The sequence below is a fragment of the Oscillatoria sp. FACHB-1406 genome, from assembly GCF_014698145.1.
Classification (GTDB): Bacteria; Cyanobacteriota; Cyanobacteriia; order Cyanobacteriales; family Spirulinaceae; genus FACHB-1406.
The window spans coordinates 13,186-32,494 of sequence record NZ_JACJSM010000011.1 but is presented as its reverse complement, the minus strand read 5'-3'; the positions used below and the strand labels follow the sequence as shown (position 1 = coordinate 32,494).

Sequence of the window (19,309 nt, the reverse complement as noted above, 5' to 3'; positions counted from 1 at the left end):
TTATACGGGAATATTAAACTCAATCAAGCCGCTTAATCGCTCTTTTGAAGTCAGGGAAAGCCAACGAGACTTGGGGAGAGGAACTACAGCAGATTCTTGACAGCAGTGAAAATTGGGTACTGCGAACAACAATACTAGGAGTCTAACGCTATGGGAGAATTATTCGATCGCATGAGTCGCGTAGCTCGAGCGGAATTGAACGCCGACGGTGAGTATGGCGATCGCAATTATCCAAGTGAAGGGGCAGCCTTAGTCGCTGGAGGAGTAATATCGGGTGCTTCTGTTGGTAAAATTGGCATCTTAGCTGGGGGTACGGGTTACAGTCTCGGTACAATTCCTCTAGCGGCTGTTGGGGCTTTAAGCGGTGCTGCCCTTTTTGAAGTATTGCGATCGCTCGTTGAGAATGATGCTTCTTCTGCAAAAGCTGCTGCGATCGGGGCAACAGGCGGTGCGGCAACTTCAGCAGTTGTTGGCGGTGTTGGAGTCTCGGTAGGCGGGAGTGCCTTCGGGGTTGGAATGGCTTCAATGGCGGCAGGCGGAGCCGTTGTAGGATTGGGTTTAGTCGGTTTAAATCGTCTGCTTCAGCAAGGTCTCGATCCCGAGTATCTTTTGGAGCGCGCGATCGATGAAATGGAAATGGATGCTTGGAAAGTTCGTCAAGCTATTACTAACGTGGTGGTTAGCCAAAAGAACCTTAAACCGCACTACGAACAGGCAGAAGAAGAAGTAACGCGCTGGGAAGGGAGAGTGAAACTGGCTCTCCAAAAAGGAGATAAATTTTTAGCGGGGGAGGCTCTCAAGCGTAAAAAGATGCACGCTGAAATTCTCAGCAGTTTGAAAGAACCGCGCGATCGAGGATTAGCTTTAGTTAACAGTGCTAAAGAAAAGCTTGCACTTTTAGAGGATAAAATCGTTGAAGCAAAAACGATGAGAACGAGTCTGAAAGCTAAGATTACGACTCTTAAACTGGGTCAAGCATCACCGAATGCGTTCCAGGAAAGTAGTGCCGCAATGAAAGCTTTCGAGCGAATGGAAGAAAAAATCAAGCAACTAGAGAGCCGTTCGCAGGGACTCGATAAACTTTCTAAAGCCGATTGGGATGCCGAATTTACCAGGATAGAGTTGGACATCAATACTTCTGTGGATGAAGAATTGGAGAAATTGAAACGAATGCTTTCCTCTGGTCAGATCGAGCCTCCTGTAGATGAAGAATTGGAGGAGTTAAAAGAAATGATTTCTCCCCAGCAGTCCAAAACTTCGACCAATGGAGCATTGGAGGAATCAAGACAAACGTTTGACTCGACTAAAAGCGCTTTTTCTGTCGAAGAAGAATTGGAGAGGTTAAAAGGGATGATTTCCTCCCATCAGTTCCAGGATTCTGCCGATAAAGAATTAGAGAAATTAAGACAAACACTTTCCTCAATTAATAACGCTCCTTCTGTCGAAGAAGAATTAGAGTAGTTAAAAAAGACAAGAGCCTCTACTGCCGAGCGGCAATTCGATGTAGCAAGCGAACTTCTACGAACCAGTAATTAGAATCCCCGTACCTTCAGGTCAGGGAGTAGGTCAATTCGTTGACCTACTCCCCATTCTGCTGATTCTAAAAGTTTCTCAAAGGCACGAATATTTTCACGACCGAGAATGTATAGCCATCGCCAAGGCAGTTAGGACAAAATTGAGTAGGGACGAATGGCCTTCGCCCGGTTTTCCACCAATCGAATTGTCCTCATCGATGTGTCTATTGCTATAACTATTGCCTGACTCCCCTACTCTGAGTCTTCCTTCACCAATTTCTGAAATTTATTAAACCTTGACTTCAACTGGTCGAGAAATCGATTGGTTTTAGACTTCGCAGGCGCTTCCGTAACCGGCGCTTCTTCTACCACAGAAGGTTCGACTTCTGGAACTGGAACGATTTCTACTTTGGGTTCAATAACGGTAGGAACCGGAACTTCCACTGTCGGCGTTTCAATCGGAGAAGGTTCGACTTCTGGAACTGGAACGACTTCAACTTTGGGTTCAATAACGATAGGAACCGGAACTTCTACTGTTGGGGTTTCAATCGGAGAAGGTTCGACTTCCGGAACCGGAACGACTTCAACTTTGGGTTCAATGACGATAGGAACCGGAACTTCTACTGTCGGCGTTTCAATCGGGGAAGGTTCGATTTTCGGAACCGGAACGATTTCTACTTTAGGTTCGATAACTGTAGGAACCGGAATAACTTCTACCTTTGGCGTTTCAATTGGGGAAGGTTCGATTTCTGGAACGGGAACGACTTCAACTTTGGGTTCGATAACAGTCGGAACCGGAACGATTTCTACCGTTGGTGTTTCGATAGGCGAAGGTTTGATTTCAGGTTCTACCGGAGTTGTTTCGGGGACTTCCTCAACTGCGGGCGTTTCTTCGATAACCGGCGGCGGGACTTCCTCAACTGTGGGTGTTTCTTCGATTACTGGCGGGGGTAGTTCCTCTACCACCGGCGGCGGGACTGGCTTAATATAGTTGGGATCGACAATACCGAGCGTATCTTCCAGCGACAAGTCGCCGCGCGTCAACTGAGCTAATAAATCTTGACCGTTGGGTTGATAGTCAAGGGAACGAACGGTACTGTTAAAGGCATTATCGATAAGGTTCCCCTCTTCATCGAGAAGTTCGAGTTTCACCCAGTTTTTGCCCGGTTGGAAGCCTTTGAGGTAAATGGGCTGCCAACTGTCGGCGATGAAGCTTTGACCGTTGACGGTGACGCGAATGCGCCAGTCTTTAATCTCGTCGTCGGGATTTTCGGCGGCGACGACGTGCAGCGGCGCGTTGCTTAAATAAAAGTCAATGGGGATGGGTTCTGCGCCATAACTCCCTTGAGGACTGCTGTAGGTAATTAGGGGTTTGGCGGGGTTGGGGGCGTTACTGCCGGTTTCAGTTAAAACATGAAATGTGGTTTGAGCGAACGCGCCTTCATTTTTAAAGGTTTCGTCCCAAGGACTGACGGCGACGGCGCGCAGGGTATGGGTTCCCGGTTCGAGGTCGTCAAAGACAATGGGTTCGTCTGGGTTATAGAGGGCTTGGCTGGGATGGTTGTCGAGAATGAGACTGAGATGAGGTCCTGCCTGGAGTTCGGCATTTTTAAAGACGGGTAAGTCTCGCACTTGCAGTTTGACCGTGGCGGTGGTGTCGTTAAGAACTTCGCCCGCTTTGGGACTGAGGATAGCGACTTGAGGTTGGTAGCGGTCGAGTTCTGCCCGCAGTTGTTGCAGGATGAGGGAGGGCGCAACTTCCGAGAGTTTGATTTTGGTGTTTCCCGCCGGTTTAAAGGAAGGTAGTCCGGTTTCGATGCGATCGCTACATCCCACTAGCAAGATACATCCGAGCGCGATCGCCACCAAGCCCCTTAGCGCTCTCATCCAAATTTGTCGCTCCTTACAAACCAGCACGTCTAACCCCTCCTCGCATCGTTAAAGACTTGTTCATTAATTAGGATACAGGGAATGTCCAAAGCGCGTACATCGACTCAAACAAGAAGTATATGTCTTGGCCTATCCGATGCCTTCATTTCTGTCAACATAATTAGCCTAAAACTTAACGTTATGTTGCACTTTGTTAAGAAATGCGATTCTAGCTTGACTTCCGAACGGTTTGTTAAACCCGAAAGCTTTCAGGGATCGAGGGTCGAGCGAATATAAAATATTGTTAACTGCGCCCAATTCTGGGGGACACAGGTTTTATCATCATACGGTAGTCCCAAATCTACTGGGATTTGCAGCCGTCCGGCATACGGTTAAGAAACTTGCTAAAGAACGATTCATCCGAATCGCGATCGCGCAAGAAATTTCTCGCTCCTCAAAAAGTGAGAAAATGCCACAAGGTAAGGTGTTCCATAAAATTTTCTAAAAGAACATCCTACACATTTCCAATTTAGAACCCACTAAGCGGCGAGAACCTCGTTCTCGTTGCAGCTTTGAAAACTTGTTCCCAATGGGAAATATTCATCTGTTGTCTAGGGAGGAGAACCCTCATGACAATTAGTCCTCCGGAGAGAGAGGCAAAAGTCAAAGTTACGGTCGATAACGACCCCGTTCCCGCGTCATTTGAAAGATGGGGCAAACCCGGTCATTTCGATCGCACCCTGGCCAAAGGGCCCAAAACCACCACTTGGATTTGGAACCTCCATGCCAATGCCCACGATTTCGATACCCAAACCAGCGATCTCGAAGATATTTCTCGGAAAATCTTCAGCGCTCACTTCGGGCATCTAGCAGTGATCTTCGTTTGGTTGAGCGGAATGTACTTTCATGGTGCGCGCTTTTCCAACTACGAAGCTTGGCTGACCAACCCGACTGGGGTTAAACCCAGCGCTCAAGTCGTTTGGCCTATTGTCGGTCAAGGCATCCTCAACGGAGACGTGGGGGGCGGCTTCCACGGCATCCAAATTACCTCGGGTCTGTTTTACCTGTGGAGAGCATCCGGTTTCACCAACACCTACCAGCTATACTGCACCGCGATCGGCGGTTTAGTGATGGCAGGCTTGTGCTTGTTTGCCGGTTGGTTCCACTACCACAAGCGCGCTCCCAAACTGGAATGGTTCCAGAATGCGGAGTCGATGATGAACCACCACTTGGCAGGTTTGCTGGGCTGCGGCTCTTTGGGTTGGGCGGGACACCAAATTCACGTTTCCCTGCCCGTTAACAAACTCTTAGACGCAGGCGTAGCGCCGGGAGATATCCCGCTGCCTCAAGAGTTCATCCTGAACAAGGACTTGATGGTGGATTTATACCCCAGCTTCGCTAAGGGCTTAGCTCCCTTCTTTACGCTCGACTGGGGCGCTTACTCCGACTTCCTGACCTTTAAAGGCGGCTTAAACCCCGTAACGGGAGGATTGTGGCTGTCGGACTCGGCTCACCACCACCTTGCGATCGCAGTTCTGTTCATCATCGCCGGTCATATGTACCGTACCAACTGGGGTATCGGTCACAGTATGAAACAAATCCTGGAAAACCACAAAGGTCCCTTCACCGGCGAAGGTCATAAAGGACTCTACGAGGTTCTGACCACCTCTTGGCACGCTCAGTTAGCAATCAACCTCGCCCTGCTCGGATCCTTGAGCATCATCGTGGCACACCATATGTATGCCATGCCGCCCTATCCGTACATGGCGATTGACTACGCAACACAACTGGCTTGCTTTACCCACCACGTTTGGATCGGCGGCTTCTTAATTGTTGGCGCGGGCGCTCACGGAGCCATTTTCATGGTTCGCGACTACGACCCAGCCAAGAACGTCGATAACCTCCTCGATCGCGTGCTGCGTCACCGCGATGCCATTATTTCCCACCTCAACTGGGTTTGCATTTTCTTGGGCTTCCACAGCTTCGGGCTGTACGTCCACAACGACACCATGCGTGCCTTCGGTCGTCCCCAAGATATGTTCTCCGACACCGGCATCCAACTGCAACCGGTGTTCGCACAGTGGGTGCAAAACATCCACGCAGTTGCTCCGGGCGGCACTGCGCCTCATGCTCTGGAGCCGGCTAGCTATGCTTTTGGCGGCGGCATTGTTGCCGTAGCCGGTAAAGTAGCGATGATGCCGATTACCCTCGGTACGGCTGACTTCTTGGTGCATCACATTCATGCGTTCACCATTCACGTCACCGTTCTGATCCTTCTCAAGGGCGTACTCTTCGCCCGCAGTTCGCGCTTGATTCCCGATAAATCCGAACTCGGCTTCCGCTTCCCTTGCGACGGTCCGGGACGCGGCGGCACTTGCCAAGTATCTGGTTGGGATCATGTCTTCTTGGGACTGTTCTGGATGTACAATTCCCTGTCTGTCGTACTGTTCCACTTTAGTTGGAAAATGCAGTCCGATGTTTGGGGAACGGTTTCGCCCGACGGCACGGTTTCTCATATTACGGCGGGGAACTTCGCTCAAAGTGCGATTACCATCAATGGTTGGCTGCGCGACTTCCTCTGGGCGCAGGCTTCTCAGGTGATTACCTCCTACGGTTCTCCCCTGTCGGCTTACGGCATTATGTTCCTAGCCGGTCACTTCGTCTTTGCCTTCAGCTTAATGTTCCTGTTCAGCGGACGCGGCTATTGGCAAGAACTGATCGAGTCGATCGTTTGGGCGCATAATAAACTCAAAGTCGCTCCTGCTATCCAACCTCGCGCGCTGAGCATTACTCAGGGTCGTGCGGTTGGCGTTGCTCACTATCTCTTGGGAGGGATTGTGACAACTTGGGCCTTCTTCCATGCCAGAACGCTGTCGTTCTAAACCACCGTTGGAAAAAAGCGGTAAAATCGAAAGTCAACAGACTTCAAGAGGAACCGTTTTTCGACGCTGAACCTGCTACCGGACTCCGGTTCGGTAGCCGCCTCCCAAACTTACATCGCAAGCAGATAAGTCTCATCTGTCCGAGAGGAGAATTTCCTAATAAAGACTTATGGCAACTAAATTTCCAAAATTTAGCCAGGACCTCGCCCAAGACCCGACCACTCGTCGTCTTTGGTACGGGATCGCCACAGCCCATGACTTTGAAAGCCATGATGGCATGACGGAGGAAAATCTTTACCAAAAGATTTTTGCTTCTCACTTCGGTCACATCGCAATCATCTTCCTGTGGACTTCTGGCACGCTATTCCACGTTGCTTGGCAAGGAAACTTCGAGCAATGGATTAAAGACCCCCTTAATGTCCGCCCGATTGCTCACGCAATTTGGGATCCTCAATTCGGTAAAGCAGCAGTTGATGCCTTCACCCAAGGCGGCGCTTCCTATCCGGTAGATATTTCCTACTCCGGAGTTTACCAATGGTTCTACACCATCGGGATGCGCACCAATGACGAACTGCACGGCGGTGCAATGTTCCTGCTGATTTTGTCAGCCATCTTCTTATTTGCTGGCTGGCTGCATTTACAGCCTAAGTTCCGCCCCAGTCTGTCTTGGTTCAAAAATGCTGAATCTCGTTTGAACCACCACTTGGCTGGCTTATTTGGGGTTAGCTCTTTAGCTTGGACGGGTCACTTGGTTCACGTGGCGATTCCCGAATCTCGGGGACAGCACGTTGGCTGGGATAACTTCCTGTCTACACCTCCTCACCCGGCTGGCTTACTGCCTTTCTTTACGGGGAACTGGGGCGTGTACGCACAGAACCCGGATACCGCCGGTCACGTCTTCAGCACTTCTGAAGGCGCGGGAACCGCAATCTTAACGTTCTTGGGCGGTTTCCACCCCGAAACGCAGTCGTTGTGGCTGACGGACATCGCGCATCACCACTTGGCGATCGCAGTGATCTTCATTATTGCCGGTCATATGTACCGTACCAACTTCGGTATCGGTCACAGCATTAAAGAAGTGAACGAAGCCCACAATCCCCCGCCGGGAACGCCTTTTGGCGGGCTGTTGGGCGAAGGTCATAAAGGAATTTATGACACCTATAACAACTCCCTTCACTTCCAATTAGGCTGGCACTTAGCTTGCTTGGGCGTAGTTACCTCCTTGGTCGCCCAGCATATGTACGCGATGCCGCCTTATGCGTTCTTAGCGCAAGATTTCACCACGCAAGCAGCCCTTTATACCCATCACCAGTACATTGCTGGATTCCTGATGGTTGGTGCTTTTGCTCACGGTGCGATCTTCCTGGTTCGCGATTACGACCCCGAAGCCAATAAGAACAACGTTCTGGCTCGGATGCTCGAACATAAAGAAGCACTCATCTCTCACTTAAGCTGGGTGTCTCTGTTCCTCGGGTTCCATACCTTAAGCTTGTACGTTCACAACGATGTCGTCGTTGCTTTCGGTACGCCTGAAAAACAAATCCTGATCGAACCCGTGTTCGCTCAATGGATTCAAGCCGCTCACGGAAAAGCTCTGTACGGCTTCAACAGCTTACTCTCGAACCCTGACAGTATTGCAGCCACCGCTTGGCCGAACCACGGCAACGTCTGGCTTCCCGGCTGGTTGGATGCAATTAACAGCGGTACGAACTCCCTGTTCTTAACGATTGGACCTGGAGACTTCCTCGTTCACCACGCGATCGCGTTAGGCTTGCACACCACCACCCTGATCTTGGTCAAGGGCGCGCTGGATGCTCGCGGTTCTAAACTGATGCCCGATAAAAAGGACTTCGGTTATGCCTTCCCCTGCGACGGTCCCGGTCGTGGCGGTACTTGCGATATCTCCGCTTGGGACTCTTTCTACCTCGCCATGTTCTGGATGCTGAACACCTTGGGCTGGTTAACTTTCTACTGGCACTGGAAGCATTTAGCAATCTGGTCGGGCAACGTCGCTCAGTTCAACGAGAACTCAACATATCTCATGGGCTGGTTCCGCGACTACCTCTGGGGCTATTCCGCCTCGCTGATTAACGGTTACAACCCTTACGGAACGAATAACCTGTCGGTTTGGGCTTGGATGTTCCTCTTCGGACACCTCGTCTGGGCTACCGGTTTCATGTTCCTGATCTCTTGGCGTGGTTACTGGCAAGAATTGATCGAAACCCTCGTTTGGGCGCACGAGCGCACTCCTTTAGCGAACTTGGTTCGTTGGAAGGATAAGCCGGTTGCGATGTCGATCGTTCAAGGTCGTGTAGTCGGTCTGGCTCACTTCACGGTTGGCTATGTCCTTACTTACGCCGCCTTCGTGATTGCTTCGACGGCTAGCCGTTTTAGTTAATCTGAAAGCGAGTTAAATCGTTAATTTGAACCCCCCGCGCAACGCGCGGGGGGTTTTTGCTTGAGATATTTAGGGGTTGGCTGTAATAGTTAGTGGTATGCCGCGATTGAGAAAGCGCTACCTAGCGATCGCGCTCCAATCATTAGAAGATTTCGCATAAGATAAAATCAATCCATTTTTGGGAAACCGATCGCTACAATGTTGCTCGCTCCACCGAACGAAATCATTCACCTGTCGGGGATTAGCTGGCAGACTTATGAAACGCTGCTTGAAGAATTGCGCGATCGCCGCCTCCGCCTCACCTATAATCGTGGCAATCTAGAAATCATGGCTCCTTCTCCAGAACACGAACTGAGTAAAAAGGTTATGGGGCGTTTTGTAGAAACTCTTGCCGAAGAAACTAATGTGTCGATATATCCGCTGGGATCGACTACATTTAAGCATCCCGAATCAGTAGGCGTGGAACCCGATGAATGTTTTTATTTCCGCAATATCGATCGCGTGCGCGGTAAAAAGCGACTCGATCCTAATGAAGAACTCGCCCCCGATTTAGCGATCGAAATTGATGTCACTAGCAGTTCTGAAAATCGCCTTCAAGTCTATGCCGATTTGGGCGTTGGAGAGATATGGATTTATAACGGGCTTTCTCTCGTCATTCAACGATTGCAGAATCGTACCTATATTCCCTCAGAAAACAGCCAATTTTTCCCCGATATCCCCATTGCCGAGATTGCGATTTTTTTACAACAAGCTACAACTAGCGACTACTTAGAGTTAGTAAGAAACTTTCGGAGTTGGGTCAGAAATCAGATTGAGAAAAAATAAAGTTGGGGTTGTTGGGTAGGGGCGCTGGGACATTCGCTTTCTGGGCGTACTCGCGCCCCCAAAAACTCCTTTGGTTAAGCACTAAAATATTTCGCTACGGGATGATAGGCAATAATCGCAGTGGTGGATTGTTCGGGATATAATTGCTCGCTTTCATCCATATACAAATTAATTCGCCCCGTGTCCAACAACTCCAATTGCGTATATTGATCGCTCATATTCGGGCAGGCAGGATAACCGAAACTATAGCGAGAACCTTGGTAGCGTTGTGCCAAAATATCGCGTAAATTATCCGGTTCTTTATCTTTGAATCCTAACTCGCGCCGGATGCGCGCGTGCGTCCATTCGGCAAGCGCTTCTGCGGTTTGCACTGCCAATCCGTGGAAGTACAAATAGTTGGTGTAGTCGTTGGCTTCAAATAACTGTTTGGCGTACTCGGTGGCAATTTCACCTACTGTTACGGCTTGCATGGGAAATACGTCAAATTTACCCGCTTCAAGGGCTTCTTCTTTAGTGCGGAAAAAGTCGGCGATACAGAGGCGGCGCAAGGATTTTTGCCGGGGAAATTCAAAAGATGCGATCGCATCTAAACCCTGATTTCCTTCCATAACAGCCTTCGCATCATAGATTTGTAACGTATTCCCTTCCGCCGCACAAGGGAAGTAACCATAAATCACCTGCGGTTGCAGCAAGTTTTCGGCAATAACCTTTGTTTTCCATTCCTCTAAAATGGGGTAGACTTTCTCGGTGAGAAAGGCTTCGTATTCTTGCCGCGATTGTTCTTTGGGTTTGCGGAATTGCCACTGTCCGGCAATTAATGCTTGTAAGTCGAGGTATTCAAAGATTTCTGCCAGGGGAAGCGCTTCGGGTTGAAGCAGTTGCGTACCCCAAAAAGGCGGTGTCGGGCGATCGATTGCTTCGGCGACGGCTTCAGAACGGCGCGTATCGACTTCTTGAACCGCTCCATTTTCTAAGGGTTTATTGCCGTTATTCGATGCTTTCTCGGTCGCTAAATTAACTTCTTCTGCTGGCTCGTCCAATTCGACATTTTCAGACAAAAATCCCTTGACATTATCCCACTCTCGTGCATTTTTGGCAGGCATGAGTTTGTCCATAAAATGCAAGTCAGAGAAGGCATCTTTACCGTAAATAACTTGCCCGTTGTAAGTATTTTGACAGTCTTCACGCACAAATTTGGGCGTGAGGGCTGCGCCGCCGAGAATGACGGGGACGGTAATTCCGCGATCGTTAAAAACTTCTAAGTTTTCTTTCATGAAAGCCGTCGATTTTACGAGCAAGCCACTCATTGCAATACAATCGGCTTGATGTTCTTCGTAGGCTTGAATGATGTTTTCAACTGGTTGTTTAATCCCTAAATTGACAACCTTATAACCATTGTTTGAGAGGATAATATCAACCAAGTTTTTACCAATATCATGAACGTCGCCTTTAACCGTGGCAATGACAACCGTTCCCTTCGCATTCCCGCTACTTTCATCCTTTTCCATGAACGGTTCTAAATGAGCGACAGCCGCTTTCATGGTTTGGGCGGATTGCAGGACGAATGGAAGTTGCATTTGTCCGGAACCAAATAATTCTCCAACTACTTTCATCCCATCGAGGAGGAAGGTATTGATGATTTGTAAAGGTGGATGCTTTTGGAGTGCTTCAGTTAAAGCTTCGTCTAAGCCAATGCGTTCGCCATCGATGATATGCTGCTTAAGGCGTTCTTCTACCGGCAGATTTTTATCGATCGCGTCTTCTTTTTTTAGCTTTTTCCCAGCAAACAAAGTCGTCAGCTTCGTCAGCGGATCGTAAGTACAAACTTCCCCCTCAAACTGACGGCGATCGTAAATTAAATCGCGACAGATTTGTTGGTGTTCTTCCTCAATCTTTGCTAACGGTAAAATCTTACTCGCACTCACAATGGCGCTATCCATTCCGACCGCCATTGCATCGTGGAGAAAAACGGAGTTTAAAACCTGCCTTGCTGCCGGATTTAAGCCGAAAGAAATATTCGATACACCCAAAATAATATGACATCCCGGCAACTCTTCATGGATGCGACGAATCGCTTCAATCGTTGCCTTTCCATTTTCCCGATCCTCTTCAATTCCGGTAGAAATTGGCAGCGCTAAAGGATCGAAAAAGAGTTCGTAGGGCGGCAAACCATAGGCAATCGCAGCATCGTAGGCGCGTTTTGCAATCTCAAACTTTTTATCTGCTGTGCGCGCCATCCCCTCTTCATCAATCGTTCCAACAACTACGCCCGCGCCAAACTTTTTCGCTAAATCTAATACTTGATAGAAGCGCGGTTCGCCATCTTCGTAGTTCGTGGAGTTAAGAATGCACTTTCCGCCTGCTACCTGCAAGCCCGCTTCCATTTTCTCCCATTCCGTCGAGTCTAACATTAAAGGAAGCGTGACATTGTTAACCAAGCGCGAAGCCAGTTCGTGCATATCGCGCACGCCATCCCGTCCGACATAATCGACGTTGACATCGAGAATATGCGCGCCTTCTTTAACCTGCGCTTTCGCCAAAGAAATCAAGCCATCCCAGTCTTCCGCGTTGAGGAGATCGCGACACTTTTTCGAGCCGCTAGCATTCAACCTTTCGCCGACAATGAGAAAGGAATTATCTTGGATATAGGGCTGAGGGCTGTAAATCGAAGCAGCAGAAGGTTCGTAATGAGGATGCCGTTCTTTTGGTTTCAAACCTTGGGTAAGTTCGGCAAGCTGTTCGATGTGATCCGGACGAGTTCCGCAACAACCGCCAATAATTTGTACGCCCAAATCTTCAATGAAGTGCATTAAAGCTAAGCGCAATTCCATCGGCGTGAGGCGATAGTACGCTTTACCGCCGACATTTTCCGGCAAACCGGCATTCGGGATACAAGAAATAATAAAAGGAGAGTTCTCCGACAAGTATTTGATGTGTTCTTTCATCTTGTCGGGGCCGGTGGCACAGTTTAAGCCTAAAATATCGATCGCGTAGGGTTCCAGAATCGTTAAAGCCGCCGCCATCTCCGTTCCGACAAGCATCGTTCCCATCGCTTCCATCGTCACCGATACCATTAACGGCAAGCGCTGTCCCTTATTGCGAAATACTTCTTCAATCGCATTCAATGCTGCTTTAATTTGCAGCACATCCTGGCAAGTTTCAACTAATAACAAATCTGCCCCGCCGTCGAATAACGCTTCGGCTTGGACGACGTAAGCATCTTTGAGTGTCTCGAAGCCAATATGTCCTAAAGTTGGAAGTTTGGTTCCCGGCCCGATCGAACCGGCGACAAAACGGGGTTTTTCTGGGGTAGAATATTCCGCAGCAATCCGTTTGGCTAATTCTGCTGCGTTCTTGTTAAGCTCGTAAGCGATGGAAGCCAGATCGTATTCTGCCAGAACGATAGAAGTTCCGCCAAAGGTGTCAGTTTCGATGACATCTGCACCCACTTCTAAAAAGCTGCGATGCACCTTGGTAATTGCCTCGGGTTTGGTATGGACGAGGTATTCGTTGCAGCCTTCATAATTCGCGCCCCCAAAGTCCTCTGCGGTTAAATTTTGGGATTGCAGAGAGGTTCCCATTGCACCGTCAAAAACGAGGACGGGGCGTTCTGGACTATGGAGACGGTTGAGGAAGAGGCTATTCATTGGAAAAATTCGCTGCGGCAAACGGATATGCTTAAAATTCTACCCAATAATTTAGCTTAAGTCGCGAGAAACCCCGCATCTCAACTGGGGATGGCGAACGCGGGACAGCGTATAAAGGGGCGAATGCGTGCGAGAGGGCTAATCTACTACGGCGGATATTAGAGAGTTACTAAAAATAAATCTCCATCATGGTTGCACACAATCATCTTCTTTAAATCTAGCGATGCGATTGCGATATAACAGTTTTCACATGAATGAGGTACACCCAGCGGGCGAATACCATTCGCCCCTACGGGGCGGCGTTTAATTTCGAGGCGACCTCGAAATCCGCGCCCCTACCGATTTGATTTTTGGAACTGTACCTGACGCAAAGGAAAAACGCTATATCTACTCCCGTACCTTCGTCTGGCTTAATACATTCGTTCGGGAACTCTAGACATTCATCCCGACTAATTTTAAACAAAAAGAATCAAACATTTTATTCTTCAAGAATGAAGCCCGATCGCGTTACGATTGTCGGGAATTACTCTCGAGTGGGGAACCAAAAATTTTTGCGATCGCGCTTGACTTTCGGGGCTTGACAACCTAATATATACATAATGGAGTGGTTGCACAAAAATTTTGTTTCAACCACTCCATTGTTAAGATAATAATACCCAAACCGAAACAAAAAGTCAAGCCCCTTTTTTTAAAAAAAATCGCTTCTTAACGTTAACGAGAGAGACCTTAAATAAGCGCAAGCATTGCACCCTAATGATTGCAATTATAAACGAGAAAATCTCAGGGAAAAACTCAATTTTTACCTTCGTTTAACGCTTTAAAAAATCCCGAACAATGTCAACAATTCGTGCGGAAGCCTTGCCATCGCCAAAGGGATTAATTGCATTCGCCATCTTTTCGTAAGCGGCGCGATCGCGCAACAATTCCCCCGCCGCGCCTACAATTGCTTCAGGCTCCGTCCCCACTAGCTTTGCCGTTCCCGCCGTCACCGCTTCCGGTCGCTCCGTCGTTTCCCGCAACACTAGCACGGGTTTGCCCAAACTCGGCGCTTCCTCCTGCAATCCCCCAGAATCGGTCAGCAGCAAGTAACAGCGCTGAATCGCCCCAACTAACTCGCCATAATCCAGCGGTTCGGTCAAAAAGACGCGGGGATGTTCCCCCAGCACGGCTTGAATCGGTTCGCGCACGGTAGGATTGCGGTGCATCGGCAGCAACAGTGCCGTATCGGGAAATGCTTCCAAAATCTTAGAAAATCCCGTTAGGATATCTTGCAACGGTTCGCCCCAATTCTCGCGACGATGGACGGTTGCGAGCAAGACGCGGAATTTGCTCCAATCCAACCCCGGAACGTTACATTCTGGCTGTTTCTGAGCGACCTCGAGCAGTGCGTCAATAACCGTATTGCCAGTATGATGGATGCTGCCGATGACTCCAGAACGCTGTAAATTCTCCACCGCTAGAGGAGTCGGCGCAAAGTGTAACTGAGTCAATTGAGAAATCAAGCGCCGATTGACCTCTTCGGGATAAGGATTGTAAAGATCGTCAGTGCGCAATCCCGCTTCCACATGACCAACCGGGATTTTTTGGTAAAAAGCCGCTAAAGTGGCAGCAAAAGCGGTGGTCGTGTCGCCCTGAACGATGACCATTTTGGGCTGAATTTCTTCAAAAATGCCTTCGAGTCCTTGCAAGCTGCGACAGGTAATATCGGTGAGAGTCTGCTGCGGCTGCATGATCGCGAGATCTCGGTCGGCGGTCAAATCAAAGAGTTCCATGACGCGATCGACCATTTCCCGATGCTGTCCGGTCAATACGATATGGGTTCTAAAGGCGCGGTGGGCTTGAAATTGTTGGATGACGGGGGCGAGTTTAATCGCTTCCGGTCGCGTACCGAGGGTAATGCAAAGATCGAGGGGAGCGGAAGTGGTCATGCGGAGTTAAGGGTTGGATTTTGCCGCATCCATCTTATCTGAATGTTGGAGTCTCGGCTCCAAATATTCGCCAACCCATTTAGACGCTGTTTGAAAAAGCCGATCGAAGCTCGAGTATAAAGCGATCTTCCCTTCATGCAATCCTTCAGAGGAGCGATTTTTTTAGTACGAATTAACTCTTAACCTAGAGGTGGTTTTACTCGATCCCTCACTATTTCTCCTCCACACTTCCCGTGTCCGTCAAAACATTATTCAATTTTCCAACCGCTCAAAAAACTTTCACGAATGGCGATCGCCTCGTTGCATCTCCTCCCTTGAAAGACTGCGAGGTGTGCGCAATTGTTCCCGTCCGCAACGAAGCCGAAACGTTGCCTGCCACCCTCGCCGCTTTGTTCGAGCAAAAGGATTTTAAAGGGCGCACGCTCAACCACAAGCGTTATGAAGTCATCGTCTTTGCGAATAATTGCACCGATGATTCCGCCGAAATCGTCCGCCGTTTCGCCCGCCAGCATCCGGAATTTGCCTTGCATCTTGTCGAGCGAACTCTTCCCCCTGAAGAAGCATATATCGGTCGCGTCCGACAATTATTATTAGACGAAGCCTATCGACGCTTGCGATTTCACCCGCGCGGCGTTATTGCTTCTACCGATGGCGATACGCAAGTCGATTCTCGGTGGATTGCTGCAATTATGCGCGAAATCTCCCACGGAGCCGATGCGATTGGCGGGCGCATTGTCGTCGATGCGGCGGGACGTGCGGCGCTCGACTCTCACGCCCGCGCTTCCTACTTGCGAGCGGTGGGCTATCATTCCTTGATGACGCAGCTTGAAGATTGTATCGATCCCGATCCTTTCGACTGCGCGCCGCGTCACTATCAATTTTTTGGGGCTAATTTTGCTGTCACTTGTGCGATGTATGCGCGAGCGGGCGGGATGCCATTAGTACGAACGCCTGAAGATGTGGCCTTTCGCGAGGCGCTGGTGAAAGCGGGGGCGCGCTTGCGCCATAGCCCTTTAATGCGCGTTACGACTTCGGCGCGACAAACCGGACGCACGAATCTCGGTTTAGCCAATCAATTAAGCGTTTGGCAGAACATGGGAGAGCGAGGACAGGCGTTTTTAGTGGAGCCAGTCGAAGCCATTGAGGCCAGATTGCACGCCAAACGCGAGTTGCGCTTGTTGTGGGAGCGCGTGGCTAAGGGCGAACCTTGTTGCGATCGCACGGTGGTTCAATTGGCCGAGCGTTTCGCAATTATGCCAGAACAAATTAAGGGAGCGATCGCGCGATCTGGCTCTTTTCAGGCATTTTACCATTACCTCAAACAAGCACAGCACGCTCGCGGTCTGTGGCAGCAGCAATGGACGGCGGTTAATATTGAAGTCGCGATCGCCGATCTTCGGCTTCGGCTGAACGACTTCAGGCTCAATGGGGCAAACGGGCAGATAGGGAGATTTTTACTGCCCAATTGAAGACTGTCTACTACAGACCCTAACTCGTAGGGACGTTGTATACAACGTCCCTACAATTCTTGAGATAAAATTTATCAACAGAATCCAAAAATAGATTACTCTATCTTTTCGTATAAATCCAAGCGGTAATTATCGGTTCTTTGGCTCGTACATTGGTGCAACCGACCGGCGGCAAACTCCTGAAATGAATCGTGGACATGGTTGCCCCGTAAAGGATAATCGGGTGCGTCATGAATCCAGTGAACGAGTAAAAGTTGTCCCTTCGGAGTCAAAGAAGAATAAATCTTTTCCTGCGCTAATTTTAAATCTTCCCAACACCAATAATAACCAACCTCCGAGACAACAATTAGGTCAAAAGTTTCATCTGGGAATTGCTTAGGAACGTTGAGAACTTGGAAGCGGACGTGCGGTGAATTTTGGCAGCGATCGATCGCTTTTTCTAGGGCTAGACTGGAGACATCGAGCGAGAGGAGCTTATCGCACCGTGCAGCCAGCTTTTCAGTTAAAACGCCGATGGAACAGCCAATTTCAAGGGCAGATGGGTAGCGATCGCGGTTTAGTGCCGCGATAGTCGCCTCATATTTCTGAGCTTCGTAAGCGCTGGTTTCAAACTTCCAAGGATCGGGATCGGCACTATACAGGTTGTCAAAATAATCGGCAGATAAGGAGCGTTCAATGGTCATAAATTAATTCGTAATTCGTAATTCGTAATTGGGGAGCGATAGGTTAACTTAGCAAGGGAGTTAAAGGTTTGTAATTCGTAATTGTAGATTTATTAGCAATCCAGAATGGAAGTGTAAGGCTCGAGATAAATTTCTAGAGGTTGGGTAAAGCTAGCGATTAATTCTGGGGTTAATTGAAAGCCATCGGGATCGTCGTCGATTAAACCGCCAAGCTGCGAGCGATAGCAGGCGATCGCGTCTTTTTTCAACCCAAGTCCTTCGCCAATCTCAACCTGCCAAGCTCGATATTGCTCCAAATCAAAAGGCTGTCCTTGCTGCGGATCCCAGTCCCAAATTGGATATTCGAGCCAGCACGCCGTAGAAGAAAGCGCTCGCAGGGCAGCTTGCACCAATTGCCACGTCGCGCGGTGGTCGGGGTGCGGATCGAACTGGTAGGGTAAAAATAAGGTTGCGGGCGGATATTGGCTCAAATAAGCCCGACAGCGCGCGATCGCGTCCGCCGTGGCTTCGGTTTCCGGTGCAACGGTAGGCACTGCCCCATCCGGCAGCCGCAAGAAGGCAATCTTATCGGCTTCAACCCCTAATAATGCCAGCGCCGCGATCGTTTCCCCTTCCCGAAGTTGTCGCCGTTTCTGGGGCGGATACTTGCGAGAGTTGGGGTGCGACATCGTACCGTCGCTGACGACTAGCACGCGCACGCATTTCCCCATCGATCGCAATTGCGCGATCGCGCCGCCGCAGCCCAGCGTCTCGTCATCCGGATGCGGCGCAACAACCAAAATCGGCTCGGCTACCGATTCCAACTGCAACGACTTCAAATCCGGTTCGGTTACAAAGGAATAAGCACTCATCAGAATTTCCACAGTCGCTCGACGGGCGTTTCACTCGCCAAAACATAAGCGCCCACCCCTGCAATAGCCGCATCGTAAGCGGGTTGTCGCAAATACAAGGTTAAATCGCGAACGATGCGCTCGATGGGATTGGGGGGCAGCAAACCGCGAGTCCCAACCGATCGCTCGCACAGTTGAATCGCATCCATACAAACCTGCTCGACGGTGGTTCGCATCATATTTGCATAAGCCAGCAGTCTGTCGGCTTCAGCGCAAACCTGGTTCGGTTCCCCAGCAAACTGAGGATCGTAGTCGCTTAAGCATTCTGCTGCTGCGCGCAACCATAAGTTGCCCGTTTCTATAGCAATCGCCATGCGTCCGAGTCGTTCTTGGTGGAAGGGATAGCTGGTACGATTTTCCCCTCGAATAAATTCCCGCGTCAGATCGAACAAGGCTTCCGCCGCACCTAACTGTACTGAGGCAAAGCGAACGACTCCCGCTGTCAGCCAGGGTTGGCGCATATAATCGCCCGGTTCTCCGATTAAATCGGCGCGATCGAGTTCCACTCCAGTAAAATCGATTTTGTAGCTAGCGGTGGCACGCATTCCCGCCGGTTGCCACCAAGAGGGATCGCTTTCAGTATGCACTTCATCCATCGGCACGATGCACATTTGCCAGGAACCATCGGGCAACTTACCGTTAGCAAAGGGACGATCGACGTAACCCGCCCCAGAACAAAAGGTTTTTGAACCGGCGAGGCGATAGCGTCCGTCTCCGAGGGGAACAATATTTAAACCTTCGCTATCTTCGGCGTTCCAGACTCCAAAAATTTTGTGGCGATCGCGCGCATCTCTGGCATAGCGATCGATTTGTTCGGGAGTTCCGAAAGTTTGAATTAATTGTAAGGCATTAACATGACCTTCATAAACGCGACCGACCGCGAGATTGCCGCGTCCGATCGCTTTAAGGATTAATAATAACTCGCGGGTAAAACGAGCGTCGATTCCTAAACCGCAGCCGCCCAGAGCAGGACGTAAAGGGGCAGCGAGCAAACCAGCAGCAGCAATCCCATCGAATTCTACGACGGGAAAGGCTCCGTTATAATCCACTGCTGCCGCCCCTGCCGCGAATTCTTCCGCTAACTCTGACGCTCGTGCGACAAGATTCGCGATCGCGCTCGTCGTTTTAGAGGCAGGTTCAAACTGTAGAGTAGTAATTTTGCTATCCCTATAATATCTATACTGACCAAATTCCTATTATGCTG

General features: G+C 49.7%; 11 protein-coding genes. 5 read left to right on the top strand and 6 right to left on the bottom strand.

Annotation, left to right across the window (positions count from 1 at the left end):
• Window positions 1–150: 150 nt before the first annotated feature.
• Window positions 151–1,461: a PspA/IM30 family protein gene (locus tag H6G50_RS12570; RefSeq protein WP_190716728.1), complete on the top strand. Its 1,311-nt coding sequence runs from the start codon at window positions 151–153 to the stop codon at window positions 1,459–1,461.
• 305 nt (window positions 1,462–1,766) lie between these two features.
• Here the strand turns inward: H6G50_RS12570 and H6G50_RS12565 are convergent, their stop codons facing one another.
• Window positions 1,767–3,401, bottom strand: a complete 1,635-nt coding sequence (locus tag H6G50_RS12565) for a hypothetical protein (protein WP_190716726.1) — start codon at window positions 3,399–3,401, stop codon at window positions 1,767–1,769.
• Window positions 3,402–4,012: 611 nt separating this feature from the next.
• On the opposite strand from H6G50_RS12565, the gene psaA reads away from it, so the two are divergent.
• The 3 genes from psaA (at window position 4,013) to H6G50_RS12550 (ending at window position 9,488) form a co-directional block, all read left to right on the top strand.
• Window positions 4,013–6,265, top strand: a complete 2,253-nt coding sequence (gene psaA / locus H6G50_RS12560; protein WP_190716724.1) for a photosystem I core protein PsaA — start codon at window positions 4,013–4,015, stop codon at window positions 6,263–6,265.
• Window positions 6,266–6,434: 169 nt separating this feature from the next.
• Window positions 6,435–8,663 (top strand): photosystem I core protein PsaB, encoded by a 2,229-nt coding sequence (gene psaB, locus H6G50_RS12555; RefSeq protein WP_190716722.1) that lies wholly within the window; start codon window positions 6,435–6,437, stop codon window positions 8,661–8,663.
• Between the two features lie 198 nt (window positions 8,664–8,861).
• Entirely contained in the window at window positions 8,862–9,488 is a 627-nt protein-coding gene (locus tag H6G50_RS12550) for a Uma2 family endonuclease (protein ID WP_199302880.1), read from the top strand.
• A gap of 74 nt (window positions 9,489–9,562) precedes the next feature.
• Here H6G50_RS12550 and metH read toward each other — a convergent pair whose 3' ends face one another.
• Window positions 9,563–13,135 carry a methionine synthase gene (gene metH / locus H6G50_RS12545; protein ID WP_190716720.1) on the bottom strand — a complete coding sequence of 1,191 codons (3,573 nt, stop codon included), beginning with the start codon at window positions 13,133–13,135 and terminating at the stop codon, window positions 9,563–9,565.
• An 809-nt stretch (window positions 13,136–13,944) separates the two neighbouring features.
• Window positions 13,945–15,063: a UDP-N-acetylglucosamine 2-epimerase (non-hydrolyzing) gene (wecB, locus tag H6G50_RS12540; RefSeq protein WP_190716718.1), complete on the bottom strand. Its 1,119-nt coding sequence runs from the start codon at window positions 15,061–15,063 to the stop codon at window positions 13,945–13,947.
• Between the two features lie 233 nt (window positions 15,064–15,296).
• Here wecB and H6G50_RS12535 point away from each other — a divergent pair, with 233 nt between their 5' ends.
• On the top strand, window positions 15,297–16,532 hold the full coding sequence (locus H6G50_RS12535) for a glycosyltransferase (protein ID WP_190716715.1): 1,236 nt from the start codon (window positions 15,297–15,299) through the stop codon (window positions 16,530–16,532).
• A 95-nt stretch (window positions 16,533–16,627) separates the two neighbouring features.
• Here H6G50_RS12535 and H6G50_RS12530 read toward each other — a convergent pair whose 3' ends face one another.
• The 3 genes from H6G50_RS12530 to H6G50_RS24550 all read right to left on the bottom strand — a co-directional run bounded on the left by H6G50_RS12530 (window position 16,628) and on the right by H6G50_RS24550 (window position 19,217).
• Window positions 16,628–17,215 (bottom strand): SAM-dependent methyltransferase, encoded by a 588-nt coding sequence (locus tag H6G50_RS12530; RefSeq protein ID WP_190716713.1) that lies wholly within the window; start codon window positions 17,213–17,215, stop codon window positions 16,628–16,630.
• A 92-nt stretch (window positions 17,216–17,307) separates the two neighbouring features.
• Window positions 17,308–18,066 (bottom strand): PIG-L deacetylase family protein, encoded by a 759-nt coding sequence (locus tag H6G50_RS12525; protein WP_199302878.1) that lies wholly within the window; start codon window positions 18,064–18,066, stop codon window positions 17,308–17,310.
• Window positions 18,066–19,217: an acyl-CoA dehydrogenase family protein gene (locus H6G50_RS24550; RefSeq protein ID WP_347239931.1), complete on the bottom strand. Its 1,152-nt coding sequence runs from the start codon at window positions 19,215–19,217 to the stop codon at window positions 18,066–18,068. Before H6G50_RS24550 ends, H6G50_RS12525 begins: the two co-directional genes overlap by 1 nt.
• Window positions 19,218–19,309: the final 92 nt, after the last annotated feature.

Bases quoted from the DNA above. Each gene is read 5' to 3' on its own strand.
- H6G50_RS12570 (WP_190716728.1), top strand. From the start codon at position 151: ATGGGAGAATTATTCGATCGCATGAGTCGCGTAGCTCGAGCGGAATTG.
- H6G50_RS12565 (WP_190716726.1), bottom strand. From the start codon at position 3,401: ATGAGAGCGCTAAGGGGCTTGGTGGCGATCGCGCTCGGATGTATCTTG.
- psaA (WP_190716724.1), top strand. From the start codon at position 4,013: ATGACAATTAGTCCTCCGGAGAGAGAGGCAAAAGTCAAAGTTACGGTC.
- psaB (WP_190716722.1), top strand. From the start codon at position 6,435: ATGGCAACTAAATTTCCAAAATTTAGCCAGGACCTCGCCCAAGACCCG.
- H6G50_RS12550 (WP_199302880.1), top strand. From the start codon at position 8,862: ATGTTGCTCGCTCCACCGAACGAAATCATTCACCTGTCGGGGATTAGC.
- metH (WP_190716720.1), bottom strand. From the start codon at position 13,135: ATGAATAGCCTCTTCCTCAACCGTCTCCATAGTCCAGAACGCCCCGTC.
- wecB (WP_190716718.1), bottom strand. From the start codon at position 15,063: ATGACCACTTCCGCTCCCCTCGATCTTTGCATTACCCTCGGTACGCGA.
- H6G50_RS12530 (WP_190716713.1), bottom strand. From the start codon at position 17,215: ATGACCATTGAACGCTCCTTATCTGCCGATTATTTTGACAACCTGTAT.
- H6G50_RS12525 (WP_199302878.1), bottom strand. From the start codon at position 18,066: ATGAGTGCTTATTCCTTTGTAACCGAACCGGATTTGAAGTCGTTGCAG.